The sequence below is a fragment of the Paenibacillus sp. FSL E2-0178 genome (genome assembly GCF_038593005.1).
GTDB classification, from domain to species: domain Bacteria; phylum Bacillota; class Bacilli; order Paenibacillales; family Paenibacillaceae; genus Paenibacillus_AQ; species Paenibacillus_AQ phytohabitans.
The window spans coordinates 1,473,318-1,498,294 of the sequence record NZ_CP151953.1 but is presented as its reverse complement, the minus strand read 5'-3'; the positions used below and the strand labels follow the sequence as shown (position 1 = coordinate 1,498,294).

Below are 24,977 nucleotides of genomic sequence, written 5' to 3'. Positions count from 1 at the left end.
TGAGGCGATGCCGGTATGTAATAATTTGGAATGAGACTGCCGGTAATCCGCCGAACGCTGCCTGATTTGGAGATGAGTAACTGCAAATGACGAACAGTTTAATCGTGGTATGCCTGCTTACCTTGATCATTCACACAGCAGAGACGTTATCGTATTCGGTGCGTTTTGCCGGAGTGAAGCTGAACAAGATTGCCATCGCCTTATCCCTGACCGGTATCATCGTGCTGGTCTCCAGAACGGCTAATATGGTACAGGCTCCCTTAACGGCCAAATTCGTAGACTATGGCAAAATAGACGACAGCTTTCCGCTGCTCAACTATCTGCGGATTATTATGCTGGCTTCTTCACTGGGCACCCTAATAGCCATCGCCTTGTTTCCTACCTTCGTAGGGCTGTTCGGAAGAATCATCTCTAAGCTTGAGATTGAAGGCTCCATTCCGAAGCTCCTGACCAGCGTAACCGTCGGCCAGCTCAAGAATACGCGGAAATATATCCGCAGGCCAAAGGTAAGGCTGCGCAGCTTCCGTTATCTGGGTATTCCAAAACGGTTCATCGTGATGAATATATTCGTTACGGCCTTCTACACCGTTGGGGTGTTATCCTCCATGTATGCAGCCAAGCTGATGCCTGATTTAAGCACAACTGCCTCCCAGGCTTCGGGTCTGATTAACGGGTTAGCGACGATCCTGCTGACGGTGTTCATCGACCCGCAGCTCGGGATTATTACCCATAAGGCGACTGAAAATGTGGAATACCGTGATCAGCTGGGCAAAATCTATGTTCTGCTGATGGGCTCACGCTTTCTGGGATCATTGCTCGGTCAAGCACTGCTTGTTCCGGGAGCCTACATCATTTGCTGGCTGGTGAAGCTGCTCTGATTCTGCGGGACAAGTCACTTCGGCAGCTTCAATTCTGCGGAACGGAGTGCTGTACTAATCTGCTGTTCCCAGCTGTACATACGTCCGGTCATTGTCCGGATCTCACCCATTTTGCTGTAAGACAGCTTCATCGCAGCCGCGGCCTTGGTGGCATCCCCCGCCTTGACGGCGGCTTTGTAGCGTTTGTCGGCTTCACTTCTTTCGGCTTGCATTGCTGAGAACAATTTGTTCTGCGCGGTGATCTGTTTCTTGAGGTTTGCAATGGGTGCAAGGGCATCCTTAGCGGGCTTGTTTCTTCCAGCGGTAATCGCCTTGGCTTCTGCAAGTGCAGAGGTTGTGACCTTCACTTCAGCCCGTGCTGCAACTGCGGCCGGCTTAAGCTTATTGCGCTTGATCTCAAGGAGCGTGGCACTCTTCAGGTTAGTGGCCTTGCGCGCAGCTGCCGCCTGTTTACCGAGTGAAGTGTATTGCTCCAGCACTGGGGCATGCTTCTTCTGCATGGCTTCGGCTGCAGCACGCAGCTTGGCAAGCTGGGCGGCATCTGTGGATTGCAGCTTGGCATTAACCGCTGTGAACGCCGCATTATTCTGCTTGCGCAGCTCCTGGTTCCGCTGAATTTCCGACTTTAACACTACCTGCAGTTCCGTATAATCCGTATAAAGATTGTGAATCTCATCAAGTGCTGAATCCCAGTCTGAAGCAGCAGAGACCTGCGGGACAGCACCAGCCCAAAGTGTCAGCAGGATCAGCATAACCGTGATTCTCTTTACAAACTCGCTGGTGAAACGGGTCAATTTCAACATTTCATTCCGCTCCTGTCATCATTAATTTTTGCCAATACAACACCATAGGACACAAAGAAGCACCTCCAAGAAAGGCATGAACTGCCGATCCTGCGAGGTGCTTCTCCCGCTTAGTGTGTTATTGTTCATTTACTATAACCCTGAAGGAATGGATAGTCAAGGAAAATAAAGAACATTAGTTCTTATTTGTGATATGCTTCTTTTTATATGACTTGGCCAGGAAATCTAGTAGAATATATCTATAGTTTACAATAATATATAAAGTTCGACATCTTAGGTACTCATAGGAATAGGGGATGCAGGATGCAACTTAGACATGTGAAAATAAAAGGTACAGGCAAATATTTGCCGGAACGTGAGATTAGTGACGCGGAGCTTGATGTTGTACTTGGCACACCTCCGGGCTGGGTCAATAAAATAACCGGAGTTGGCATCCGCCATTATGCCGGTGAAGGTGAAACTGCTTCTATGATGGGTGCAAAAGCTGCGGAAGCGGCATTGGCCGATGCAGGCTTAAGCTTCGAGGACATCGATTGTCTGGTTTGTACAAGCGGGACTAAGGAGCAGCCGCTTCCGAGTACGGCAGTATTCATTCAGCAGGCGATGGGACAGGCCGATTCCGGCGTTCCGGCTTTTGATATCGATGCGACCTGCCTGAGTTTTCTGGTAGGTCTTGATGTTATGTCATATATGGTTGAAGCGGGAAGATACAAGAATGTACTGCTGGTTGCTACAGAAATCGCATCGGCAGGGCTCAATTGGGAGGATAAGGAGAGCTCGGCACTGTTTGGTGACGGGGCGGCGGCAGTTGTTATTGGTCCGGCAGAAGCAGGTGATGTCTCTGGAATTCTTCATGCGTCACTCAAAACCTACAGCAGCGGCGCGCGATATTCGGAAATCGCCGGGGGCGGCACAAGGCTGCATGCCCAGAAATTCACAGCGGAGAATGCAGTGCCTTATTTATTTCATATGGACGGGCAGGCCATCTTCCGCAAGGCTTCGAAGCTGCTTCCGGATTTCATCAGTGAAATGCTGACAGCTACGGGTAATCAGATGAGTGACTTCCGTCTGGTCATTCCTCATCAGGGCAGTGCCATGGCTATGCGGCTGCTGCGCAAGAAGCTGGGAATTGCCGAGGACCGGTTCCTCGACAATACAGCAGGACATGGCAATACCATTGCGGCTTCCATACCGATGGGACTGCATGAAGCGATAGGGCAGGGCAGGATTACCCGCGGAGACCGGATTATGCTGATTGGTACAGCGGCAGGGTTGTCTTTGGGAGGCATGATTATTGACTATTGATCAGAATATTCTGATTACCGGCGGACGCGCCCCGGTAGCGCTGGAGCTGGCCAGGCTGTTCAAGGCAGCAGGCCACCGGGTTTTCGTTGCTGAAAGCGCAGAGTATCATCTGTGCCGGGTGTCCTCCGCTGTCGAGGCCAGCTTCCTTGTGCCTTCTCCCCGGCATCAGCCACAGGCTTATATTCAGCGGCTCGCCGGTTTAACGGAGGAACTGAATATTAGCTGTCTGATTCCCACCTGCGAAGAGATATTCTACATCGCTGCTGGACTTGAGCATCTATCCGGCTGCCGGGTGCTTGCTCCCTGCCGTGAGATCCTGGCGGGGCTGCATCACAAGGGGGAGTTCATTGCCTGGGTCCGCTCTCTTGGGTTTGCCGTCCCGGAGACTACCCTAATCAGCAGCGCTGCCGAGTGGCACCGGACCCAAGAGATTGCTGCGGCGGACGGCAAACAGCAGGTCTATAAACCGGCCTTTTCACGGTTTGCCTCTAAAGTGATCCTGCCTAGTAACGGTGATGCCGCAGGGTACGGGAGCCAGAAGCAGCGACAAATCCCTCCTCCGTCCGGTATTTCCGCTGCTGCACCCTGGGTGGCACAGCAGTATATCAAGGGCAAGGCGGTCTGCACTTACAGTATTGTGCATGAAGGATCGGTAGTAGCGCATGCAGCGTATGACAGCAGGTACCGGACGGGCCGGAGCGGTGCAAGTGTATATTTCGAACACCTTGACCATCCTGCGGCACAGGAGTGGGTGCAACGGTTTGCTGGAGCTATCGGCTTCAGCGGCCAGATCGGGTTTGATTTTATTGAGGCGGAGGACGGAATTCTGTATCCGATTGAATGTAATCCGCGTGCGACCAGCGGGATTCATCTGTTCACCCCGGAGGATGGGCTAACGGAGGCTCTGCTGAACCCCGGTATGCTTGTGCAGACCGGACAAGTATTGATTCCGCACTCAGACCGAAGAGCTATGCTGACTCTGCCGATGCTCGGCTGCGGACTGAAGCCGGGGCGCGGAGGCTGGAGTAATTGGCGGCGGGCACTGTGCGGAGCAGAAGATGTAATCTGCCGGAAGGGTGATCAGCGTCCTTTCCGCGAGCAGTTCCGTGTGGTCTATGCCGCACAGAAGACTGCCTGGCGGCACCGGATTTCAATTACAGAAGCGCTGACAGAAGATATAGAATGGAATGGTGAAGGATGACAAAAGCACTGGTGACAGGGGCGACCGGCTTTCTGGGGCAGCATACCGTACGCAGACTGGTTAAGCTGGGCTGGGAGGTCTACGGGCAGGGACGGAATCCTGAGCTTGGGAGGGGGCTTGAGAAGGAAGGAGCGGTATTCCTTCCCGGGGACCTGCGGGATGCTGAAACGGCAGACCGCGCCTGTCAGGGGATGGATTTCGTATTCCACTGTGCGGCGTTGTCTTCGCCTTGGGGGAAATACCGGGACTTCTATGCATGCAATGTGGAAGCGACAGGCCACATTGCCGAGGGATGCAGGCGGCAGGGTGTAGGGCGGCTGATTCATATCTCTACACCAAGCGTGTATTCCAGCCAGCGTCACCGCTTCGGAATCCGGGAGAGTGACCCGCTGCCCGGGAAGCCGGCCAATGCTTATGCCGCGACGAAGCTTATGGCCGAGCGGGTAGTGGAGCAGGCAGCAGGACACGGGCTTACAGCATTTATGCTCCGGCCGAGAGCGATCTTCGGCCCGATGGACAATGCCCTCTTCCCGCGGCTGCTTGCGGCTAATGAGACCAAGGGTGTTCCGCTGATGAACGACGGAACGGCAAGAATTGATCTTACCTGTGTGGAGAACGTAATCGATGCCATGCTGCTCTGCTGTGAAGCCCCGCACTCTGCCTCCGGGCGGGCCTATAACATTACCAACGGTGAGCCGGTCATGTTCAGGGACCTGGTGACCAGCTTGTTCTCCCTGCTTGATATTCCTCTGCATACCAGGCGGCTGCCGTATGCTGCCGCTTATGCCGCAGCAGGAATGATGGAGGGTGTCCACAGGCTGCTGCCTTTCCTGGGAGAACCGCTGCTCACCCGTTATTCAGCAGCCGCGCTGGGAATCTCCCAGACGCTGGATATTTCGGAGGCCCGGGAGCAGCTTGGCTATCACCCGCGCGTGACCTTAGACGAAGGTCTTCGTAACTTCGCAGAATGGTGGAGGGAACAGCAATGATTACAGAGATACCGGTTGGATTATCTATATTGTCTGCGGGATATTGCCTGCATCCTGAACTTCTGACACTGCGGGGAGGTTCGCTTAAGCCCGCCCGTTTTCCGGCAGGCTATGCCTTGATCCGGCATCCACAGCATGGCCCAATCCTGTTCGATACGGGCTATAGTGCCCGGTTCTTTCAGGAAACAGCGCGTATGCCGGCTTCGCTCTACCGCCGGATCACGCCAGTAGTGTACACAGATGAAGAGAGCGCAGCGCGGCGGCTCCAGGAAGGCGGGATTGCTCCGGAGGATGTTCGTTATGTTGTGCTATCGCATTTCCATGCGGATCATATCGGCGGGGTGCAGGATTTCCCGCAGGCGAAGTTTATCTATTTGCGTAAATCCTACGATGCCGTAAGCAGACTGGGTCCGGTCCGGGCGACGAAGGCAGGATTTCTGCCGGGGCTGCTGCCGGATGACTTCAACGTCCGTTCGTTGCCCGTTGATGAGTATTCGGCTATGCGCAAGCTGCCGGAAGGACTTCCGTTCACGGAGGCGTATGATCTGCTTGGAGACGGAAGCCTGCTGGCGGTGGAGATGTCAGGCCATGCCGCCGGCATGATTGGCTTGTTCGTCTCCACCGGGGAACATGATTATCTGCTCTGCGCGGATACGGTCTGGTCCAGCCGGGCTTTCCGGGAGAACCGCAAGCCGCATCCGGCAGCCGGCCTGATTATGTCCAGCCGTGCGGAGTACAAACAGAATTTTGAACGGCTGCGCCAGATCCATGAGCGGTTTCCAGACATCCGGATCGTACCGAGCCATTGCCGCGAGGCGCTTGCGCTCTGGGGAACGGGAAGTGTGAAATGAAGCGGATGAGGTTAGTCATTACACATTATATTCTCACCAAATGGGGCCGGCGCTGGAAGAACCGCGCAGAGCTGGAGCAATGGCAGGAGCTGCGCATCCGGCGCCATGTGGACAAGGTAAGGGAGAGCTCCCGGTTCTACAGGGAGCTGTGGGGAGGCATTCCGGCGGCTGATTGGCGGAAGTTTCCTGTGATCGAGAAGTCACTGATGATGGGGAATTTCGATGACCTGAATACAGCGGGTATCACGAAGGAACAGGCGTTTGCCGAAGCCTATGAAGCGGAGAACAGCAGGGATTTCAAGCCTACCCTTCAAGGCGTCACTGTTGGTTTGTCCTCAGGAACCTCGGGCAGCCGGGGGATCTTCCTCGTCGGAGAAGACGAACAGGCAGCCTGGACCGGCACTGTGCTGGCCAAGCTTTTGCCTGGGGGACTGTGGAGACGTGCGCGGATTGCCTTTTTCCTGCGGGCAAACAGCAATTTGTATGAATCCGTGGAGCAGGGCCGGCTGCAGTTCCAGTACTTCGATCTGCTGGAGCCGCTTCCGCAGCTCATGGCCCGAATGGAGCAGTACCGCCCGGATATCTGGATCGCACCGCCTTCCATGCTGAGACTGCTGGCCGAAGCACAGCAGTCAGGCAGCCTGAATCTGAAGCCGCGCAGAATCATCGCTGTCGCGGAAGTGCTGGACCCTCTGGACCGGGAGCATATTGAGCGTACTTTCGGACAGAAGGTGCATCAGGCCTATCAATGCACCGAGGGCTTTCTTGGCGCTACCTGCAGTCATGGGACACTGCATCTCAATGAGGACATTGTACATATTGAAAAGGAAGTACTTGATAAGGAATCCCGTCGGTTCGTACCGGTCGTGACCGATTTCTCCAGATCCGTCCAGCCTATAGTCCGCTACCGGCTGAATGATATTCTGACCGAAGCGGCTGAGCCTTGTCCCTGCGGTTCACTGTTTACAGCGATCGAGCGGATTGAAGGCCGCTGTGACGATATCCTGTATCTTCCGCATGTTTCAGACGGCCAAATGGTCACGGTGTTTCCGGATTTCATCACCCGGGCAGTGCTGGCAGCCTCTGCAGATATTGAGCATTACCGTGTTATCCAGCATAGCCTGCTTGAGCTGGAGGTCTCGTACCGCACACGGCCGGGCAGCACGGAGGATACCGAGCCGCTGATTGCCGGCGAGCTGTCACGTCTGTTCACGCGGCTGTCCTGTATTCCTCCGCAGCTGAAATTCACAGCGTACAGCTTCACCCCCGGCAGGCAGAAGCTGCGCCGGGTGGAGAGGGGCTGGAAGCTGTGAACAGCAGAGTATTTCAATATGACCGCCATTCGGTGGATCAGCTGGAATGGCCGGATACAGAATATGGGCGGTATGCCCGCGAGTATATTACTCCGCTGCTGGAACGGGATACGGAATATTATATCTCCAACGTCCATACCATCGTTAAGGTGCTGACAGTGGACGGCATCCCGGTTCCGGTTACGGTCAACGATGGCAATTATGATAATTCATATGTGTGTTCCCCCTATACGAATTATGTCAGTTATGCGCGCGAGGAGCTTGCTCTGCTGAACAACCGGATGCTTGAAGGCGCATTATCCATCATGCTGGGGGGAATGGGCTGGCTGCTGAGACAAGGACGGTTCAACCGGGTGATTCAGGTTAATAACTGGCTGCTGTCCACCAATCTGTATCCTGCGCTCAGCGCCAGTCAGCTGACGGAATTGCTGGAGTATCTCCGTCACGCCTATCCCGGCTATACGATTATGTACCGCTCGCTCAGTATAGAAACTTCAGGAGACCTCATCGGCAGTCTGCGCGGGTACGGCTGCAAGCTGGTGCCAAGCCGGCAGATTTACCTGCTGCAGCAGAACAGCACCGGCTCCAAAGCCAGATGGCTCGTTAAACGCGACCATAGTCTGCTGGCCAAACACGGGTACACCGAAGTATCCCCGGCTGAAATTACACCAGAGGATATTAACCGGATTGTGGAGCTGTATAGGCTGCTGTACATTGACAAGTATTCGGCGTATAACCCGCAGTTTACAGAAGCTTTCATTGCCTTGGCACTGGAGCGGGGGACGCTGCAGATCTACGGGCTGCGGCATGATCAGGAAGGAAGGCTGGATGCGGTACTTGGCTTCTATGAGCGGGATGGCGCAATGACAGCGCCGCTCTTCGGCTATGACACAGCTCTGCCCCAGTCTGTCGGACTCTACCGTATGCTGTCTGCCGTTCTGATCGGGCTTGCCGGAAGCCGCGGTCTACTGCTGCATGAGAGCTCCGGTGTAGGCCAGTTCAAACGCAACCGGGGAGCGGTGGGGGCCATAGAATATTCTGCCGTGTACGACCAGGACACTTCCTGGCTGAACCGCTGCGGCTGGTCATTTCTGGAGCTGCTGCTCCGGCGGATCGGCATGCCGCTGATTCAGAAGCTGAAGCTGTAGTCTGGATCAACAAATCGTAGGAGGCAAAAAATGAATCTCGCTAACCGTATCACCTTCTTCCGGATACTGCTGATTCCTTTGTTCATTGCACTCTTTCCTATTTATCCTGAAGCCTTAGTCAGTAAATCGGCAGTCCTGCAGCATCTTGAAATACATGGGGTTTTCTATGCGGCATTGGTCTTTATTGTGGCTTCTGCCACAGACAAGCTGGATGGATATATCGCAAGAAAATATAATCAGATCACAAATTTCGGGAAATTGCTTGATCCTCTGGCAGACAAGCTGCTCATTGCTGCGGCGTTAATCCTGATGGTAAGCCTGCATTTGATCGCTTCTTGGATTGCTTTTGTAATCTTGGCCAGGGAAATTGTAATGATGGGCATCCGGATCGCTGCTTCAGCGCAAAGGATAGCTCTCTCAGCTGACAGATATGGCAAGTGGAAAATGGTGCTGCAGGTTACGGCCATCTCGGCAATCCTGTTGAATAATGCTCCGTTCAGCCTGTTCACTTCGTTTCCGGTCGGCCAGACACTGCTGTATGGCGCTTTGGTCATGACGGTATACTCGGGCTATAACTATATTAAGAACAACTATCTATTACTGCAGCTTGGACATTGAACATCACTTATCTATTAAAGGAGCTGCAATATGAACGCTATTCCAGACTTGCCCCATGGTCATGATCCAATCGCACTCATAACTGGCACTTCCAGCGGTTTCGGGCTGCTGACTGCACTTACACTGGCGCGCAGAGGCTATAAGGTAATCGCCACCATGCGGGATCTCAGCCGCAAAGACGAGCTTGTACAGCAGGCTGAACAGGCTGGTGTTCTGGAGCGTATTCATCTGATGACGCTGGATGTGACGGATGAATCTTCCGTTGCTTCAGCAATCCACGCGGTTACTGAGCTGTTCGGAAGAATGGATGTGCTGGTGAACAATGCCGGTTTTGCTGTAGGCGGCTATGTGGAAGAAGTAAGCATGGAGGCGTGGCGGCTGCAGATGGAGACGAACTTCTTCGGCCTGATAGCAGTAACCAAGGCGGTACTTCCCATCATGCGTATGCAGCGCACGGGACTGATTATCAACGTGAGCAGTGTCAGCGGGCTGACCGGTTTTCCCGGATATGCACCGTATGCCGCCTCCAAGTTTGCAGTGGAAGGCTTCAGCGAGAGCCTGCGGCAGGAGATGCTTTCTTTTGGCGTCCGCGTAGTACTGGTGGAACCCGGCTCATTCCGCACGCCGATCTGGGGAAAAGGCATTGCCGGAATCCATAGCAGCGAAGGCTCTCCTTACCAGGCCAGGCTGGAGGAGGTGCTGCGCTACTCCCGGCGGACCGCTGAGACAGCGCCGGATCCGCAGGAGGTTGCTGAGTTGATCGGGCGGATTACAGAGAAGCGTGCACCCAAACTGCGCTATCCTGTCGGCAAAGGCTCACGGGTCCTCATGCTGGGCAAAATGCTGCTTCCCTGGAAGGTACTGGAGGGCATCATTGCAAGGTCACTGCGCGCGATGAAATGAATGACAGCCTGAAATAGCTGGGAGCCGCAGCCCAAGGATGAGGATTGCGTTCTGCCGGAATTTCCCTTACAGTTTAGCTATGGCGCTGACGATGGGAATTGTCTGGAAGATCACATTTTGAACTTGAACAGAGGAGAATGGTCATGCATGAGCTGAATGGAGCTAATCAATGGCATATCAGCATTGGCGGAGATTACGGGTTGAACTTCGCATCGTATGTAGGCTGTTCTGTTGGGGCATTGCGCGGACCTGGAGGGCAGCATGTGTGGCCTGCTTCCGGCTCTGACCCGGGTCTTCCGGACTCCGATTCGCTGAAGTCGGCTTATGAACAGTGGTGGCTCGAGCTGGTGCGTTATAAAACGGATTGCATCCTGGCGGGAAAACATCCGCTGCTGCACCAGCCTCCGGGGTTTGAGACTGTGGCCGATCCGGCACTGCGGCAGACCTGTGCCGGACTGTGGCCGGCTTTTATAGAATGGTGGGAGATGGAGGTGGGGGGGCAGACCGCTATGCGCTTCTGGGAGGCTGCGCCGGACATCTACAATTATATTAACGAGTTTGAGGTGCAGACAGGCAGAAGCATCAGCACCTTCACACTCCGGATCGATCTGGTCTATGGTATTAAGGAACCCGTGAAGCCGGTCCATGGTTATCTTCTGCTGCCGCCCGGTTATAAGTATCTGGTGAACAAGCAATGGTGGATAACGCTTTTAGAGGAGTATTGTTAGCTGGATTTCTTATCTTTGCAGAAGCAGAACTGGGGTGTATGCATTGCCGGGAACAGTAGGATTACATATTTGCTTTGATGAGCGTGGCCGTGAGATTGAGGTTCTGGATGTGACTCCGGTTGCCAGGGACAAATACCGGATTGAAGAAACGCCGATTTTTAACCCGGGGATTGCTCTTGGTGACATCATACGGGTGAGAGAACAAGAGGGCATTGCCTATTATGTAGAAACGGTGCAGAAATCCGGGTTCGTCAGGTATGCCTGGCTGCTTAGCAAAGAAGCGGCTGCTTCGCAGGAGATCCGCAGCTTCACAGAACGGGTTACGGAGCACGAGGGGAGATGGGAGCAGATCTTCGGCGGTTTGCTTGTGATTCATCTGCCTAAACATTCTGCTGTGGATGCAGAGCTGGAAATGTCACGGATTATCGGACGTTTTGAAGCCTAATTATACTAATTCGAGGTGGCATATTATGAAGAAATTCTTGAGACAATGGGTGCCCAGTATTGCAATCGGCATTATTCTATCCTTATTTATCCGGACTTACGTGGCTGAAGCGATGAGAGTACCGACCGGCTCCATGATTCCGACCATTGAGATTAACGACCGCCTGGTTGTGGACAAAATGCTCTGGAACTCCTCGCTGAAGCATGGCGACATTGTTGTGTTCTATCCCCCGGTAGCCGGAGATGAGCATAAAAGATATGTGAAACGGCTGATTGGGCTGCCGGGAGATGAGATTGAGATTAAGGACGGTACCCTGTACCGTAACAATGAGGCGGTTGACGAGCCGTATCTCCAGGAAGCGATGACCTACACCTTCGGACCGGTCACCGTTCCCGCAGACCACTATTTCTTCCTTGGCGATAACCGGAATGTCAGCTATGACGCTCATTTATGGAGTACTCCGTTTGTAGACAAAGACAAACTGATTGGTAAAGTGCTGTTTGATGTGAATAATCTTTTCTAATTAAAAGCTACGGGCGAACCGGGTAATCTACCACGACGACATTCTCCAGAATCCCCTCCAGCCTTGCCACAAAAGCACGGTGCGCCGGATGCGGCCCGTATTGACGCAGGGCTTCCTGATCTGTAAAGGTCACGCGAAGCCCCAGCGTATAGCCGTGGATATTCTCCGTTTCCTCCGTCATGTTCACTCCTGCTGTAATCTCCACAATTCCCGGAATTTGATCCTTCAGCCCCAGTAAGGCTACAATCAGGCCTTCTTCACTGCCCGGTTCGAAATGCTCATTGAATTGGAACGCTACCAGATGCTCGTACATAATTGATCCTCCTAAAAGTTTTGTAAGCATAAGCTCCCTGTGATCACTTCGTCAAAACTGACTTCGGAAGCATAAGCATCGTTTTGTAAGCCTAACGAGATTATACTATAAATTTGTTCAATGAAAGGGGAACACAATGCCTGAATACTCCACCGACAGCAGAATCAAGGCTCCTATGGCCCTTCGGACATTGATAGGCATCCTTCTCCCGGGGCTGCTCGTGGCTCTGACTCCTATAACCAACGCAGATAGGCATCCGTATATCTACTATCTCCGGGTGTTCTGGTTGAGTGCCAGTCTCCTGGCTTTTCTGTTCATTCTATTTAACGCTTTGCGGAAGGCCGGCAGGCTGAAGTGGGGGACAGATGCACTTGTAGTTCGCAACCGGAGTTACTCCGGCAAGCAGATTAAGGCAATATACATAGATGGTCCATTAGTAGGAATATTGCCCGAAGGTAAAAGGATTGTCCCGGTTAATCTGTGCTTCAGGTTCATCGAAGACCGGGAGCAGGATATGAAAAGACTGATGAACTGGACGGAAGCCAACGGAATCAAGCTGAAATATAAGAGATTTGTGAAGTGGATGTGAATATTTAATGGAAAGGCGGCTAAAGACAGGGATTCATTCGAACTAGATTACGGGCAGATTGTGACTTTCACCGGATTGTTACTTTGGGGCCGATTGACTATGATCAAGTAGAGCATAACGGAATATTCCTATAGACTAAAGGGGTGCTGAAACTTGAAAGTACATGTCACGGATCTCAAACACGGCGATTGTCTTATGACAGACACTTTCAACGGTGTAGGTCTGCATGTTCTCCCCAAGGGGACGCATGTTGAACGGGAGGAGATTAGTATCCTCATCCGGCACAAAATTCATTATGTGGATATTGAGCCGCGCAGTATGCAGCAAACGGGCAGTGAAGAAGAGCAAAGTCACGGATTGCACGATGATTTCGATCACGCTATTCTGAATTATGAATCTATTTTTCTGGAAGCGTTGACCCAGGGGAGCTTCTCGCAGTCCATGGTCGATGATACATTGAAACCGCTTCTGGAAACATTGGATGGGCAAAAGGACGTAGTCTCCCTGCTGCTTCTGCTGGACCGGGATGACATTGATACATATCATCATTCTTTACAGGTTGGCTTACTATCATATTATATTGCATCATGGATGGGCTACTCCAAGGAGGAGCGTTATCTGATCAGCCGCGCCGGCTACCTTCATGATATCGGCAAAAGCCAGGTTCCCCTGTCGATCCTGAACAAACCGGGTATTCTAACCGGTTCTGAAATAGAAGAACTGGCACGCCACACCTCCTATGGTTATGATCTGATCCGCGGCTCCAAGCTGGATGAGGTTACAGCACTCGTGGCGCTGCAGCATCATGAATACGAGGATGGCTCTGGATATCCGAAGCAGCTGCTCAAAAATAATATTCACCCGTACACCCAAATTGTTACCGTAGCCAACATATATATGTCCTTGACCACTTCAACCTTGAACCGTCCGAAGCAAGGACTGGTTACAGTACTGCGCAAGGTACATGAGATGGGCTTCGGCCAGTTGAACGGAACGGTTGTGCAGGCACTTACCGGACATTTGCTGCCAAGCTTCGTAGGTAAGAATGTTCAGCTCAGCAACGGCGAAATGGGCATGATTGTAATGAATAACCCGCTGGATCTGTTCAAGCCGCTGGTAAAGGTAGACGAGGGCTTCAGAGATTTGTCCCGTGAGCGCAGCCTGTCTGTAGTTGAAGTCTTTAATTGATATGCCGGCTAAGCGGCTCTCTCTGAAGAGCGCCCGGTTCTTATGAACGGATATACCGTCCCCCGGGATGGTGTATCCGTTTTTTGCGCAACTAGAAGAAGGTATAAGCTTGCCGGTTTGTATTCCGGGAATAGATTGGCTATGATTAATGAGAGATTACTATAGCAATTCTGTGCAGCAGCATAAAGGAGAAATTACAATGAATGCCGACAATCAATTAGAGAAATTCAAGCAGATTAAATATGAGCTTACCCGGTTTATGATGATTTACAAATTCGCCCTCGCCGAAATGGAGACCAAGATTGAGATTCTCAAAGAGGAATTTCAGCTGCTCCATGACTACAGTCCGATCGAGCATACCAAATCGCGGATTAAATCCCCGGAGAGCATTATGAATAAAATGCTGCGCAAGAACAGCGAGCTGTCACTCACACAGATCAGATCCAGCATCAAGGATATTGCCGGGCTGCGCATCACCTGCTCGTTCATTTCGGATATTTATCAGGTCAGTGCCATGCTGCAGAAGCAGGACGATCTCAAGGTGCTGGCGGTCAAGGATTATATTAAGAACCCGAAGCCGAATGGTTACCAGAGCCTGCATCTACTCATAGAGGTTCCGGTGTTTATGTCTGACTGCCAGGAGCATGTCTGTGTAGAGGTACAGATTCGTACGATTGCCATGGACTTCTGGGCCAGTCTGGAGCATAAAATTTTCTATAAATACAGCCAGGCGGTTCCCGAGCATCTGACCCGTGAACTCAAGAATGCGGCAGACAAAGCAAATGCACTCGATCTGCAGATGGAACGGCTGCATCGTGAGATTCAGGAAATCAAAGATGCCCAGGAGGACGAGGATTCCTTCTCCGGACTGCGGGAGATTATCATCAATAATCAGCAGTTTAACCTGCCGGCAAACTTTATTAAGCTGCTAGGGGAATAGCCTGACGACACATACGTAAGGTGGAGGATGAAAGGCTCATGCACAGAAAGGCCTATGTTACGGATCTGGATGGAACCCTGCTGAACTCGGAACAACAACTCTCTGCTTACACAGTGCGGGTAATAACGGAAGCGATGGAACTGGGGATTATAATCAGCTTCGCTACAGCGAGAGGGTTCATCAGTGCAGTCAGCGTGGTAGCGGATATTTCCTGGAAATATCCGCTTATTCTTTATAATGGGGCACTTATCTATGACAGCATGACGCACAAAGTGATTGCCGGTTACTGGCTGGACCCCGTTATTTCCGGGGAAATCATTAACATAGGAAGGCTGGAGGAGTTGGAACCGCTGCACCAGAAAGTGCTTGACCGGTTCGGTTCAGAGGTACATATTCATTTCATGAAGGATATATACATAAAAGATCATTATTTCCTGGAATTCAGCCATCCGGATGCGAATAAAAGTCAGGGGCTGAAGCTATGGGCACAGCACATGGGGCTGGATACAGCGGATGTTGTTGTCTTCGGCGACCATTTGAATGATCTGGGGCTGTTTGCTGCAGCGGGAACAGGTGTCGCGGTGGAGAATGCCCATGAGGATCTCAAAGCTGTCGCACATCGGATTACCGCATCCAACAATGAGAATGGTGTTGCAGTGTTTCTGGCAGAAACTATGAGCAAGGGAGAGATGACAGGTGAGTGAACAGCGTCTTCGTACCATTACAGTGAACCAGGCGGGTTATTCCAGTGCAGGGGAGAAGCTTGCCCTATTTACCGGAGCGGTGTCCCGTTTCCAGGTAGTTGATCTGCAGACTGGAAGCGTTGTATTTAGCGGACAGACAGGGGAAGGAGTGGAGGATAAGCCAAGCGGGAGCCGTGTGCATACCGGTGTATTCTCCGCCGTGACGACTCCGGGCAAGTACCGGATTGAAGGTGAGGATGGACAGGCTTCGGCTGCGTTTGTGATTGTAGACAAGCCTTACGGGGAGCTGCAGCATGGTTTATTGAAAGCCTTCTATTATTACCGCTGCGGAGTGGAGCTAAGCGGAGAGTACGCCGGTCCTTGGGGACATGAGGCCTGTCATCTGGCAGCAGGAACGGTAATCGGCCAGCCGGAGCTGAAGCTGGATAGCTGCGGAGGCTGGCATGATGCCGGTGATTACGGGAAATATTCAGGGCCCGGAGCCAAGGCCGTTGCCGATCTGCTGTTGGCCTGGGAGCTGTATCCTGCGGCATTTGCCGGTGCATATACACTGCCGGAGAGTGACGGCGTGATGCCGGATGTACTGCTGGAATGTAAAGTGGAGCTGGACTGGTTGTTCAAAATGCAGGTGAGCGGCAGCGGTGCTGTGTACCACAAGCTGACCACTCAGAACTTTCCGGGGCTTGATGTGATGCCGGAAGAGGATACGGCGGAGCTGTATTTCTCCCCGGTGTCTGCTGCGGCTACAGGTGACTTCGCCGGTGTAATGGCGATGGCGGCGCGGGTCTATAAGCCGTTCGATGAAGTCTATGCCGCCCGGTGCCTGGAAGCTGCGGTGGCTGCCTGGAACTGGCTGGAGGCACATCCGGAAGAGCCGGGCTTTACTAATCCTCCGGGCATTACGACCGGAGAGTACGGTGATGAGGAAGATCGCGACGAGCGCTTCTGGGCAGCGGCGGAGCTGTTCCGCACCACAGGCGGTGAACAATACCATAGCATAGCCAGAGAATTGGCGAAGCTTCCATTCCCGAAATACAGCCTCGGCTGGGCGGACATGGGCGGCTATGGCACACTGGCTTACCTATTGAACGGGGAAGAGCAAGCAGTGGCTTCTCTGTATGTGGAGCTGAAGGAGGGGCTGGTGGCTGAAGCCGCGCGCCTCCTCCGGCAGAGCCGGGAGGATGGTTACAGAATCTCGCTGAGGGAAGAGGATTATATCTGGGGCAGCAACATGCTGGTCATGAATAATGCCATGCTGCTGCTGGCGGCGGAGCATTTCAGCGGGGAGACTGAATATGCGGCCTGTGCACTGGATCATCTGCATTATCTGCTCGGCCGCAATGTGCTGGGCATCAGCTACGTGACCGGCTTCGGTGAACACGCGGTCATGCATCCGCATCACCGCCCATCCGTGGGAGACAACATAGCAGAACCCGTTCCGGGTCTGGTATCAGGGGGACCTGACCGCGGGCTGCATGATGAATATGTGCAGGAGCACTTGCAAGGCAAACCGGCAGCCCAGTGTTTCGTTGATCATGAAGACAGCTACTCGACGAATGAGGTCACCATTTATTGGAATTCACCGGCGGTGTTCGTGACGGCAAGGTTCAATTCCTGATCAGAAGAGGAGACGGGTCCATGCAGACATTCAAGGTTATTAGTCTGGATATGTTCCAGACTCTGGTGAATATTCAGGGGAGGCGGGCAGAAGTCTGGAAGCCGATTCTTAAGCAGGAATTCAGCGAAAATAAGTCCCGGGAGCTGGGCAGCAAGCTGCTCAGCCACTATTTCGCTGTATCAACCGAAGCCCGGGAGGCGGGCAGCTTCATCAGCAGCAAGGAAATATACAGCAGAGGATTTCAGCAAGTATTCCTGCAGTATGGCTTGGACTATGATTGCTCTCAGGCTGTAGATAACCTGTTTGCCCAGCACCGGCTGTCCGCAATGTATGCGGACACCGAAGCCTTCCTACAGCGGATCTGCGGGGAGTATCAGGTCTGCATTGTCAGTGATACCGATGAGCTTATGCTACCTGAATTCTACCGGAATTATCAGATGACCCTGTTCACTTCAGAGACATACCGGTCTTATAAGAATGACAGTCATAACCGGATGTTCGCTGAGGTAATTGCCCATTATGGTGTGGAGCCGGAGCAGATTATCCATATTGGAGACTCGGCCTCAGATGTACTCGGTGCGGCCAGAGCGGGAATCAAGTCCTGCTGGATCAACCGGGAACAGCTAACCTGGGAGCATGAAGTGAAACCGGATTATACCGTGGGAACACTGGATGAGGTCTTTGACCTTTTATCACCAGTCACCAGTCTGTCCCCTACCCATAAATGAATAATGAAGGAGCCGTGAGGGAAATGAACCACAAACTGACAGAGCAGGAGCTGGAGTTACTGAAGTATCCGATCGGGAAATTCACAGCTGTGGAGAACCGCACGGAAGAAGCGCGGCAAGAATCCATACGGATCATGAAGCAGCTGGCCGCTGAACTTAGAGAGGCTGTTGGGCCGCTAACGTCAGAGCAGCTGGACACGCCTTACCGTCCGGGCGGCTGGACAGTGAGTCAGGTCGTGCATCATCTGGCGGATACCGGCATGTATGCCTATCTGCGCTTCAAACGGGGGCTGACAGAAGAAGCACCGCAGGTACCAAGCTACAGACAGGATCTCTGGGCGGAGCAGAGCGATTATACGGATGAACCGGCAGAGTCCTCACTTCAGCTGGTGGAGCTGCTTAACCGGAGATTCGCAACCCTGCTTACCTCACTGAAACCGGGTGATTATGATCGAAGCTTCGTAAGTGCAGGTCTGGGCACGTTGACGCTGGATGCCGCAATTCAAAGATATATCTGGCATAGCCGGCATCATCTGGCTCAGATTACTTCGCTAATCCGGCGGAACGGCTGGTAAAACATATTCATATCCATCAAAAAAAGAGCAGACGGAATGGGGTATCCCCCTTCCATCTGCTCTTTTTCAGTTGTTCGTTATCTCTGCATCATACGGTATCCTAATGAAATCTACTCCCGGCTGGCTTGGACGATTTTGCTGGCAATGGCTGCAGGCTCGGTATGCACCGTAGTCAGATGATCCCCGGTTCCCTCTATATAGCGGAACATACCCAGGTGGCCGGATTGACCCGGATGCCAGCCGCCCGCAGCACCCTGCGGCAGAACCATATCCTCGGTCAGGTACAGATAGCTTTTAGGGAGATCGAGACTGTAGAATTTCTTCAGATCCAGCTTCTGAAAAGCCGGGCCGGCAGGCTCGGGAATGACTTTTTTATACAAAGCCTTTGCTTCTTCAGTCGTAGCTGTGTTCACAAACACATCACGGAATAAAGGGTAGGGGAGCATAATCGTATTGTTTCCGGAAGCTTTCAGTAATCCCTCGAACAGCAGCTGCACCGGAGCGGGGAACTGGTCGGCCACACTCTGCCCGTCCAGCGGTACAAAAGCATCGAAGAACACAAGCCGTTTAATCCGGTCCGGAACCAGCTCAGCGGTCTTCTGTACAACAGAACCGCCAAAGCTGTGTCCGAGTAAAATAATATCATGCAGATCCTTCTGCTTAATGAAATCCGCTACAGACTTCGTTACTTGCTCGTGTGTGACCATCGTATTCTTGTCCCCGCCATGACCCGCATATTCCGGAGTATAGACGGTATGGCCCATTTTGCGGAGTTCCGCTGCCGTTTCATCCCAGAAGCTGGCATCCACCCATGCACCGTGGACAAGCACGAAGGTTAAGCTTTGCTGATCTCCCGGCGTACCTTTTGCCGCTGCTCCTGCGGGTGAGGGGTGGAACGGCAGTAATGCGAGAAGGAAGAGCAGGGCAACCGTCCTGGTTAGCGCTTTTCTGATTTGTTGATTATTCATATCGACTCTGGCCTCCTGCAATGTGATCGAACCTAATAGACAGGATGCCCGGATCCTAGCGTAAAGATGTAATTTCAGGGAAGAAAATGGAACTCAAACTGGTTGTGTACTCCATTTCCCAATCGTATATAATTAAACCATATGGGCTCAGGCAGACAAGGAGGTTGAGGAATGCCTACACCAAAAGGAGCAGAACATAAACCTAAAAGGAAACTCAGTCTAACATTGCTGCTCATGGCCCTGGTGACCATGGTGTTTCTGCTCACAACAACGATTCTGTTTGTTGGCTCTTACCAATCCAAGAAGAAATCCCTGATGGCTACCACGCTTAATCTGAATTACTCCAATGCGGACAGAATGAGCAAAACGGTGGATTCACTGTTTCGTTCAATGCGCAGCAGCTTGATTTATGGTGCGGACAAAATCTCCAGCATGGAGTCAGCAGGGCCGGAAGCTATAGATGAATATCTTGATTTAATGCGCAACAGCAGCAATTACTTTAATTCAATCATCCGGGTAGATGCCGGAGGGAAGGTGCTGAATAATTCACCGGCTGCTCTTGAGATGGTAGGCAAACAGATTATGTCACCTCCGGTGCTGGAAGCGCTACGGTTGAAGAATGCGTACCTGTCTCCGTCCTATACTTCGTCCACGACCGGCAGAATTCTTTTTTTCATGAGTGAACCGCTGTATAACCAAGACAAACAATACCTGGGTCAGCTCGGGGGTACAGTCTATCTCCAGGATTACAATATCCTGAACATGATATTCGGGAACAATACTGTCGATGAATCGGGTTCCTATTACTATATTGTCAGCTCGGAAGGGCATCTGCTCTTCCATCCCGACAAAACACGAATGAACGAGGATGTAAGTGACAACGAGGTTGTGCAGCTGATGATGCAAGGGAAGAGCGGGGAAATGATGGGGCGCAATACCAAGGGTGTATTGATGCTCGCAGGGTATTCGGCAGTTCCGGCTAACGGCTGGGGTGTTGTTGTGGTATCACCGGTCAAAGTCATCAAGGATCAGCTGCTGGCCCATCTGCGCAAAATCGTATCGTATACTGTGATTCCATTTGTGATCCTGCTGCTGTGCGTATTTGTGCTGGCTCACCGGCTGGCGAAGCCGTTTGTGGTGCTTGCTGACCTGGTGAACCGAATCGGCAAAGAGAATGTTGAGCTTCCCGATCTGAAGCCTCACTGGAACCGGGAGGTGGACCTGCTGACCAAAGCGGTGGTCATTGCCTGGACGGACATCCAGAAGCAGACGAACCAGCTAACCCAGGAAGCGATGACGGATCTGCTGACAGGACTTACGAACCGCAGATCCCTGGATCTGAGCATGAGCCAATGGATTGCCGCCCGGGTACCTTTTTCTGTAATCGTTCTGGATGTGGACAAATTCAAATTCGTTAACGATACTTACGGCCATCTGGCCGGGGATGAGGTGCTGAGACAGGTGGCTGAAGTGCTTACCGCAAATATCCGCCCGGGTGATGTGTGTGCCCGTTACGGGGGCGAGGAATTTGTGCTGCTGCTCCCGCGGACCAGACCTGAGGATGCCTACAATGTGGCTGAACGGATCCGCCAGACGCTTGAGAAAAGCAAGGTTCCCTTGCCGATGCAAGTGACCTCTTCCCAGGGGATTGCCCATTATCCTACGAATGGCCGTACGCGCGAAGAGCTGCTGGGGAAGGCGGATGAAGCTTTATATACTGCGAAGCATACCGGCCGGAACCGGACCGTGATTGCCCGCGAATAAGAAAAAGGAGCATCTCCATCATGGGGGTGCTTTTTAGTTTCCTCTCCGCAGCTGAAATTAATCGTCACCTGGGCATTGGCGGATACATATCCTACCTCAGAACGATAAAAACGGCCCCGATGAAAGGAAGGATTCGCGTGACCTCTTATATGGATTACACGTCACCTAATACACAGTTTACGTTTGACATGAATTGCAACACATTGTTTAAGAAGGATGACTGCAATTATATCAATGTGCTGGGTATTAAGAATTTGAACACCCTGGAGAACACCTCGCTGCTTGATATTTTTCTCAGCAAATCCAATGTGGTAGAACCGCATTATCATCAAAATGCTGCAGAGCTGGTGTATTGTATATCCGGCTGTGCGGTGGTATCGCTGATCAACCCGTTCACGAATGAGCTGCTGCATTTCCCCATATCACCGGGGCAGGTAGCCAATGTGCCGCAGGGCTGGTGGCATTATGAAGTGGCAACGGTGGATTGTACCCATCTGCTGGCTATCTTCGATGCGCCGACGCCGGAAGTCATTCTGGGATCGGATATTCTGAGCAAGACACCGGCCAATGTTCTGGCTCATACTTACTGTTTGAATGAAGCACTTGTTAAGGAAGCGCTGGCTCCCGTTAAGCCCCAGACCTTCATTGGCCCGCCAGCAGATTGCTGCGATCCGTCGCAGGTGGCTGCTGCGAATATGAAGGGTACGAAGATGGCTCCCGTTAATATGGCTCCGATGATGGCAAATGCGAATATGGCGCCTTATAGTTATCAGCAGGCTCCGCAGCCTTTCGGATACCAGCCTATGCCGGTCCACGGCTACTATACCCAGCCGTATGCCCAGCCTTACCGCCAGCATCCATATGTCCAGTTCAATCCGAATGCGGGTAATGCCGTGAATGAGACCGGAATCGAATAGCAGAAAAGGGAATGAAAGAAGACGGCAGCGAATTCTGAGGATTCAGAATACACTGCCGTCTTCTTATTGTCGTCTGCTTCAAGTGATCGCATCTTTCATCAGCGGTTATCCTTGATCTGGAAAGATTGCAGGTAGTCCTGGATATCATCCTGAGGGGTCTTGAGCAGGCCTGCCAGCATACTCTGAATAGAACGCAGCGCTGCAACCTTCTCATCGATCTCGGTAATTTTATCGCGGACTCTTTCCTTTAACGATTCGGCATCCATCTCGGAGCCGAGCAGCGCGAGCGCCGTCTGGATTTCTTTCAGCGAATAGCCCAGCGATTTGGCATCCTTAATGAACTTAAGCTTCACCAGATAATCACCGGAGTAGATCCGGTATCCCTTCGCGGTTCGCCCGGGGACAGGCAGGACGCCGCTATCTTCATAGTAGCGGATGGCAGCCGCACTCAGTCCCGCCCGGCGGGCCAGCTCTCCGCGGGTCATTCCTTCCATCGGTCAGTCACTCCTTAGATTCGGAATTTATATATGCCCGCATATAGGATCTGGTTGTGAACAACGCGGGTGCCGTCTGATACGGTAAATACTCTATGACTCCATCAGTCTCATAATTACGGCTAGCAGCATCCCGGTATCCAGCCGCCGCTTCAAGGTCAAGTATGAATTTACCCCGGACTAGGGGGAGCAGCGCCGGGAAATTTTGGAACCTAGGACAGGCGGACAAGCACGCGGCCCCGTGTATTCGACTTCAGAATATCCTCGAGTGCAGCAGGCAGCTCCTTCAGGGTAATCTCGCGGTCCACCAGCTTCTCCAGTACGGCAGGCTTCATGTCGCCGGCCATACGCTGCCACAGCTTCGCCCGTTTCTCCGCAGGGCAGGAGACGGAATCGATGCCAAGCAGGCTGACTCCGCGCAGGATGAACGGTAACACCGTCGTGGGAACGGCGGTTCCTGCTGTTAAGCCGCTTGCGGCAACTGCACCGCCGTATGCGATTTTGCTCAGCACAGCCGCTAGCGGTGTACCTCCAACGGAATCTACAGCAGCCTGCCACAGCTGCTTATCGAGCGGCTTAACCGTGCTGCCGGCTACATCCTCGCGCGAGATTACTTCAGCTGCGCCCAAGGCTTGCAGATAACCAGCTTCGTCTGTTCTGCCGGTGCTGGCGGTTACCTGGTAACCTTGCTTCGCCAGAATGGCTACAGCAGTACCTCCGACACCGCCGGTTGCACCGGTGACAAGTACTTTTCCGTTATCCGGAGTTAGTCCGTGAGCTTCCAGCGCTTCAATAGACATTGCAGCCGTGAAACCGGCCGTTCCGTAGATCATCGCTTCCCGCAAAGTTAAGCCCTCAGGCAAGGAAATAACCCAATCCGCTGGAATACGTGCATATTCACTGAAGCCGCCGAAGTGTGATACGCCGATGCCATAGCTGGTGGCAATAACGGACTGGCCTTCCCGGAAACGGCTGTCAGCAGAAGAGACCACGGTCCCAGACAGATCTATGCCGGGGACAAACGGATAATTTCGCACAATGTTGCCATCCGGGATACCCGCTAGTCCATCTTTATAGTTTACACTGGAATAGGCTACCTTAATTAGGACTTCACCGGCCGGCAGGTTTTCGAGTGACAGCGGCTTGACCTCTACAGAGAAAGTGTCAGTCTTATCTACCACCAAAGCTTGAAAAAGGTTAGTCATATCTTTTATTCTCCTTAACCGAACTCTATTTGTACATCTGTTATATAATATTTATTCTGACCGGTCAACTTTTTATTGACTATGATATAATACACATTATTCTTCATTCGCGGAGGTCCTATGGTACGTTACAAGAAATCTGAAGAGAAGCGCAAGCAGATCCTGCACGCTGCGTTTCGGGCATTGTCCGAGCGGGGCTACGATGCTGTAACCCTGCAGACGATCGCCGATCATGCGGAGGTCAGCAAGGGCGTCGTCCATTATTATTTCGAGAGCAAGGAAGCGGTGCTGGTTGAACTCCTGGAATGGCTGACCGGCAGAATCTCTGCCAAGGAGCAGGCCGCTGTGGGGGAACAGCATACCGCAACGGGGAAGCTGACGGCTTACATTGAGTCTGCATTTCCGGGTCCGGCGCAGAACCGTGCCTTTTACCGTGTCTACCTGGATTTCCTGGCACGGGCTAGCCGCATTCCGGTGTACCGGGAGATTAATCAGCGTTTCTATGACAGCTGTGCGGGAATCAGTACGGAGGTGCTGACACTCGGGCAGCAGGAAGGTATTTTCTCCAAAGAGCTGTTACCAGAGAAGACTAGCCCGGTGATCCGGGCGATTATTGACGGCTGCCTGATCCAGTGGCTGATGGCCGATAAGGACGAGCTGCATGAGGTATTCAAGGATTCCTGTTACACGGCAATTATGAAGGTGCTGAGTGTGTAGAGGGGAAGATGAAGAAACCGGTGAAAGGTGGATAGCATTTGGGGAGGAAATGGCGAAAAATCGTATTTATAGCTGTGGTCTGCCTTGTTCTTGGCGGGGGAGTGTTGTATCTGTATGGGGGTTCTGATTCTGGCTCTGCAGTACACAGGCTGCGGCTTGGCAATGAAGAACCGGCGAAATATTTGCAGGGAATGGACGTGCTAACTCAAGATCAAATGGAGCTGTCGCTTGGCCATCAGAGCCAACCCGACGGCTACATCAGTATCTATAATCATTCGGAGATCTTGTGGAAGAAACCGGTCACGATTCCGGCAGGAGAAGGGCAGCTGATCAAGTTCACACAGGGAGGGAGTGCTGTATTTCCTGCTCCTGAGGTTATTTATTATTGGTTGTGTATTCAGCGTCCCGGCAAACACGCAGAGGATGAACTTGTAACCTACTATATTGAAGCCAAATTACTTGGTGAAGATGAAGATGCTGCGGAAAATAAGCTGCTGAAGCTTGCGGAGAACTGGGAAGTCCCGGATTGAGCAGTATACGTTGTCTCGTTTT

28 protein-coding genes are annotated in these 24,977 nt (G+C 52.4%); 23 read left to right on the top strand and 5 right to left on the bottom strand.

Going from position 1 to position 24,977, the window contains the following annotated elements:
- Positions 1 to 86 precede the first annotated feature (86 nt).
- A complete protein-coding gene (locus MHI42_RS07070) occupies positions 87 to 878 on the top strand; it encodes a lipid II flippase Amj family protein (RefSeq protein WP_039297192.1) in 792 nt (263 codons plus the stop codon).
- Between the two features lie 14 nt (positions 879 to 892).
- Here MHI42_RS07070 and MHI42_RS07065 read toward each other — a convergent pair whose 3' ends face one another.
- A complete protein-coding gene (locus tag MHI42_RS07065) occupies positions 893 to 1,681 on the bottom strand; it encodes a hypothetical protein (RefSeq protein WP_342423289.1) in 789 nt (262 codons plus the stop codon).
- 303 nt (positions 1,682 to 1,984) lie between these two features.
- On the opposite strand from MHI42_RS07065, the gene MHI42_RS07060 reads away from it, so the two are divergent.
- The 11 genes from MHI42_RS07060 (at position 1,985) to lepB (ending at position 11,705) form a co-directional block, all read left to right on the top strand.
- On the top strand, positions 1,985 to 2,986 hold the full coding sequence (locus tag MHI42_RS07060; RefSeq protein ID WP_342423288.1) for a beta-ketoacyl-ACP synthase III: 1,002 nt from the start codon (positions 1,985 to 1,987) through the stop codon (positions 2,984 to 2,986).
- The gene (locus tag MHI42_RS07055; RefSeq protein WP_342423287.1) at positions 2,976 to 4,187 is read left to right on the top strand and encodes an ATP-grasp domain-containing protein; all 1,212 of its coding nucleotides are present in this window, start codon (positions 2,976 to 2,978) and stop codon (positions 4,185 to 4,187) included. Before MHI42_RS07060 ends, MHI42_RS07055 begins: the two co-directional genes overlap by 11 nt.
- Complete coding sequence (locus tag MHI42_RS07050) at positions 4,184 to 5,176, top strand: NAD(P)-dependent oxidoreductase (RefSeq protein ID WP_342423286.1); 993 nt, start codon at positions 4,184 to 4,186, stop codon at positions 5,174 to 5,176. The genes MHI42_RS07055 and MHI42_RS07050 overlap by 4 nt, the downstream gene beginning before the upstream one ends.
- A complete protein-coding gene (locus MHI42_RS07045) occupies positions 5,173 to 6,027 on the top strand; it encodes an MBL fold metallo-hydrolase (protein ID WP_342423285.1) in 855 nt (284 codons plus the stop codon). The genes MHI42_RS07050 and MHI42_RS07045 overlap by 4 nt, the downstream gene beginning before the upstream one ends.
- The gene (locus MHI42_RS07040) at positions 6,024 to 7,340 is read left to right on the top strand and encodes a F390 synthetase-related protein (protein WP_342423284.1); all 1,317 of its coding nucleotides are present in this window, start codon (positions 6,024 to 6,026) and stop codon (positions 7,338 to 7,340) included. Before MHI42_RS07045 ends, MHI42_RS07040 begins: the two co-directional genes overlap by 4 nt.
- The gene (locus MHI42_RS07035; RefSeq protein ID WP_342423283.1) at positions 7,337 to 8,488 is read left to right on the top strand and encodes a GNAT family N-acetyltransferase; all 1,152 of its coding nucleotides are present in this window, start codon (positions 7,337 to 7,339) and stop codon (positions 8,486 to 8,488) included. The genes MHI42_RS07040 and MHI42_RS07035 overlap by 4 nt, the downstream gene beginning before the upstream one ends.
- Positions 8,489 to 8,518: 30 nt before the next feature.
- The gene (gene pgsA, locus MHI42_RS07030; RefSeq protein ID WP_342423282.1) at positions 8,519 to 9,106 is read left to right on the top strand and encodes a CDP-diacylglycerol--glycerol-3-phosphate 3-phosphatidyltransferase; all 588 of its coding nucleotides are present in this window, start codon (positions 8,519 to 8,521) and stop codon (positions 9,104 to 9,106) included.
- Between the two features lie 30 nt (positions 9,107 to 9,136).
- Positions 9,137 to 10,009 (top strand): SDR family oxidoreductase, encoded by an 873-nt coding sequence (locus MHI42_RS07025; RefSeq protein WP_342423281.1) that lies wholly within the window; start codon positions 9,137 to 9,139, stop codon positions 10,007 to 10,009.
- A 143-nt stretch (positions 10,010 to 10,152) separates the two neighbouring features.
- Positions 10,153 to 10,737: a hypothetical protein gene (locus MHI42_RS07020; RefSeq protein WP_342423280.1), complete on the top strand. Its 585-nt coding sequence runs from the start codon at positions 10,153 to 10,155 to the stop codon at positions 10,735 to 10,737.
- Positions 10,738 to 10,771: 34 nt separating this feature from the next.
- Positions 10,772 to 11,182, top strand: a complete 411-nt coding sequence (locus MHI42_RS07015; protein ID WP_039297177.1) for a DUF4265 domain-containing protein — start codon at positions 10,772 to 10,774, stop codon at positions 11,180 to 11,182.
- Positions 11,183 to 11,207: 25 nt separating this feature from the next.
- The gene (gene lepB / locus MHI42_RS07010; RefSeq protein ID WP_039297176.1) at positions 11,208 to 11,705 is read left to right on the top strand and encodes a signal peptidase I; all 498 of its coding nucleotides are present in this window, start codon (positions 11,208 to 11,210) and stop codon (positions 11,703 to 11,705) included.
- 7 nt (positions 11,706 to 11,712) lie between these two features.
- Here the strand turns inward: lepB and MHI42_RS07005 are convergent, their stop codons facing one another.
- Complete coding sequence (locus MHI42_RS07005) at positions 11,713 to 12,018, bottom strand: Dabb family protein (RefSeq protein ID WP_342423279.1); 306 nt, start codon at positions 12,016 to 12,018, stop codon at positions 11,713 to 11,715.
- A 136-nt stretch (positions 12,019 to 12,154) separates the two neighbouring features.
- Between MHI42_RS07005 and MHI42_RS07000 the strand changes: the two genes are divergently transcribed.
- The 7 genes from MHI42_RS07000 (at position 12,155) to MHI42_RS06970 (ending at position 18,360) form a co-directional block, all read left to right on the top strand.
- Positions 12,155 to 12,607: a hypothetical protein gene (locus MHI42_RS07000; protein ID WP_342423278.1), complete on the top strand. Its 453-nt coding sequence runs from the start codon at positions 12,155 to 12,157 to the stop codon at positions 12,605 to 12,607.
- 153 nt (positions 12,608 to 12,760) lie between these two features.
- Entirely contained in the window at positions 12,761 to 13,795 is a 1,035-nt protein-coding gene (locus tag MHI42_RS06995; protein ID WP_042212554.1) for an HD domain-containing phosphohydrolase, read from the top strand.
- A gap of 199 nt (positions 13,796 to 13,994) precedes the next feature.
- Positions 13,995 to 14,735, top strand: coding sequence for a GTP pyrophosphokinase family protein (locus MHI42_RS06990; RefSeq protein WP_042212556.1), 741 nt, complete (start codon positions 13,995 to 13,997; stop codon positions 14,733 to 14,735).
- Between the two features lie 38 nt (positions 14,736 to 14,773).
- Positions 14,774 to 15,439 carry an HAD hydrolase family protein gene (locus MHI42_RS06985; RefSeq protein ID WP_342423277.1) on the top strand — a complete coding sequence of 222 codons (666 nt, stop codon included), beginning with the start codon at positions 14,774 to 14,776 and terminating at the stop codon, positions 15,437 to 15,439.
- The gene (locus tag MHI42_RS06980) at positions 15,432 to 17,057 is read left to right on the top strand and encodes a glycoside hydrolase family 9 protein (protein WP_342423276.1); all 1,626 of its coding nucleotides are present in this window, start codon (positions 15,432 to 15,434) and stop codon (positions 17,055 to 17,057) included. The genes MHI42_RS06985 and MHI42_RS06980 overlap by 8 nt, the downstream gene beginning before the upstream one ends.
- A 20-nt stretch (positions 17,058 to 17,077) precedes the next feature.
- A complete protein-coding gene (locus MHI42_RS06975) occupies positions 17,078 to 17,785 on the top strand; it encodes an HAD family hydrolase (protein ID WP_342423275.1) in 708 nt (235 codons plus the stop codon).
- 23 nt (positions 17,786 to 17,808) lie between these two features.
- The gene (locus MHI42_RS06970) at positions 17,809 to 18,360 is read left to right on the top strand and encodes a YfiT family bacillithiol transferase (protein ID WP_342423274.1); all 552 of its coding nucleotides are present in this window, start codon (positions 17,809 to 17,811) and stop codon (positions 18,358 to 18,360) included.
- A gap of 110 nt (positions 18,361 to 18,470) precedes the next feature.
- On the opposite strand, the gene MHI42_RS06965 is transcribed toward MHI42_RS06970, so the two are convergent.
- On the bottom strand, positions 18,471 to 19,328 hold the full coding sequence (locus MHI42_RS06965; RefSeq protein WP_342423273.1) for an alpha/beta hydrolase: 858 nt from the start codon (positions 19,326 to 19,328) through the stop codon (positions 18,471 to 18,473).
- Positions 19,329 to 19,499: 171 nt separating this feature from the next.
- Here MHI42_RS06965 and MHI42_RS06960 point away from each other — a divergent pair, with 171 nt between their 5' ends.
- Positions 19,500 to 21,092: a sensor domain-containing diguanylate cyclase gene (locus MHI42_RS06960; protein WP_216626757.1), complete on the top strand. Its 1,593-nt coding sequence runs from the start codon at positions 19,500 to 19,502 to the stop codon at positions 21,090 to 21,092.
- A 119-nt stretch (positions 21,093 to 21,211) separates the two neighbouring features.
- On the top strand, positions 21,212 to 22,009 hold the full coding sequence (locus MHI42_RS06955; protein ID WP_342424693.1) for a cupin domain-containing protein: 798 nt from the start codon (positions 21,212 to 21,214) through the stop codon (positions 22,007 to 22,009).
- Positions 22,010 to 22,107: 98 nt separating this feature from the next.
- Here MHI42_RS06955 and MHI42_RS06950 read toward each other — a convergent pair whose 3' ends face one another.
- Together MHI42_RS06950 and MHI42_RS06945 are read right to left on the bottom strand one after the other, a co-directional pair.
- Positions 22,108 to 22,503 carry a MerR family transcriptional regulator gene (locus MHI42_RS06950; protein ID WP_342423272.1) on the bottom strand — a complete coding sequence of 132 codons (396 nt, stop codon included), beginning with the start codon at positions 22,501 to 22,503 and terminating at the stop codon, positions 22,108 to 22,110.
- A gap of 212 nt (positions 22,504 to 22,715) precedes the next feature.
- Complete coding sequence (locus MHI42_RS06945) at positions 22,716 to 23,708, bottom strand: acryloyl-CoA reductase (RefSeq protein ID WP_342423271.1); 993 nt, start codon at positions 23,706 to 23,708, stop codon at positions 22,716 to 22,718.
- A 120-nt stretch (positions 23,709 to 23,828) separates the two neighbouring features.
- Between MHI42_RS06945 and MHI42_RS06940 the strand changes: the two genes are divergently transcribed.
- Both MHI42_RS06940 and MHI42_RS06935 read left to right on the top strand, forming a co-directional pair.
- On the top strand, positions 23,829 to 24,425 hold the full coding sequence (locus MHI42_RS06940; protein ID WP_341068283.1) for a TetR/AcrR family transcriptional regulator: 597 nt from the start codon (positions 23,829 to 23,831) through the stop codon (positions 24,423 to 24,425).
- A gap of 38 nt (positions 24,426 to 24,463) precedes the next feature.
- Positions 24,464 to 24,955, top strand: a complete 492-nt coding sequence (locus tag MHI42_RS06935; RefSeq protein ID WP_342423270.1) for a hypothetical protein — start codon at positions 24,464 to 24,466, stop codon at positions 24,953 to 24,955.
- The last annotated feature ends 22 nt before the right edge of the window (positions 24,956 to 24,977 follow it).

Excerpts from the sequence above, each read along its gene's own strand:
- MHI42_RS06985 (WP_342423277.1), top strand. The coding sequence starts at position 14,774 with ATGCACAGAAAGGCCTATGTTACGGATCTGGATGGAACCCTGCTGAAC.
- pgsA (WP_342423282.1), top strand. The coding sequence starts at position 8,519 with ATGAATCTCGCTAACCGTATCACCTTCTTCCGGATACTGCTGATTCCT.
- MHI42_RS07060 (WP_342423288.1), top strand. The coding sequence starts at position 1,985 with ATGCAACTTAGACATGTGAAAATAAAAGGTACAGGCAAATATTTGCCG.
- MHI42_RS06965 (WP_342423273.1), bottom strand. The coding sequence starts at position 19,328 with ATGAATAATCAACAAATCAGAAAAGCGCTAACCAGGACGGTTGCCCTG.
- MHI42_RS07005 (WP_342423279.1), bottom strand. The coding sequence starts at position 12,018 with ATGTACGAGCATCTGGTAGCGTTCCAATTCAATGAGCATTTCGAACCG.
- MHI42_RS06950 (WP_342423272.1), bottom strand. The coding sequence starts at position 22,503 with ATGGAAGGAATGACCCGCGGAGAGCTGGCCCGCCGGGCGGGACTGAGT.
- MHI42_RS07025 (WP_342423281.1), top strand. The coding sequence starts at position 9,137 with ATGAACGCTATTCCAGACTTGCCCCATGGTCATGATCCAATCGCACTC.
- MHI42_RS07050 (WP_342423286.1), top strand. The coding sequence starts at position 4,184 with ATGACAAAAGCACTGGTGACAGGGGCGACCGGCTTTCTGGGGCAGCAT.
- MHI42_RS06990 (WP_042212556.1), top strand. The coding sequence starts at position 13,995 with ATGAATGCCGACAATCAATTAGAGAAATTCAAGCAGATTAAATATGAG.
- MHI42_RS07040 (WP_342423284.1), top strand. The coding sequence starts at position 6,024 with ATGAAGCGGATGAGGTTAGTCATTACACATTATATTCTCACCAAATGG.
- lepB (WP_039297176.1), top strand. The coding sequence starts at position 11,208 with ATGAAGAAATTCTTGAGACAATGGGTGCCCAGTATTGCAATCGGCATT.
- MHI42_RS06975 (WP_342423275.1), top strand. The coding sequence starts at position 17,078 with ATGCAGACATTCAAGGTTATTAGTCTGGATATGTTCCAGACTCTGGTG.
- MHI42_RS06945 (WP_342423271.1), bottom strand. The coding sequence starts at position 23,708 with ATGACTAACCTTTTTCAAGCTTTGGTGGTAGATAAGACTGACACTTTC.
- MHI42_RS07065 (WP_342423289.1), bottom strand. The coding sequence starts at position 1,681 with ATGTTGAAATTGACCCGTTTCACCAGCGAGTTTGTAAAGAGAATCACG.
- MHI42_RS07000 (WP_342423278.1), top strand. The coding sequence starts at position 12,155 with ATGCCTGAATACTCCACCGACAGCAGAATCAAGGCTCCTATGGCCCTT.
- MHI42_RS07070 (WP_039297192.1), top strand. The coding sequence starts at position 87 with ATGACGAACAGTTTAATCGTGGTATGCCTGCTTACCTTGATCATTCAC.
- MHI42_RS06970 (WP_342423274.1), top strand. The coding sequence starts at position 17,809 with ATGAACCACAAACTGACAGAGCAGGAGCTGGAGTTACTGAAGTATCCG.
- MHI42_RS06960 (WP_216626757.1), top strand. The coding sequence starts at position 19,500 with ATGCCTACACCAAAAGGAGCAGAACATAAACCTAAAAGGAAACTCAGT.
- MHI42_RS07020 (WP_342423280.1), top strand. The coding sequence starts at position 10,153 with ATGCATGAGCTGAATGGAGCTAATCAATGGCATATCAGCATTGGCGGA.
- MHI42_RS07045 (WP_342423285.1), top strand. The coding sequence starts at position 5,173 with ATGATTACAGAGATACCGGTTGGATTATCTATATTGTCTGCGGGATAT.
- MHI42_RS06955 (WP_342424693.1), top strand. The coding sequence starts at position 21,212 with ATGAAAGGAAGGATTCGCGTGACCTCTTATATGGATTACACGTCACCT.
- MHI42_RS06940 (WP_341068283.1), top strand. The coding sequence starts at position 23,829 with ATGGTACGTTACAAGAAATCTGAAGAGAAGCGCAAGCAGATCCTGCAC.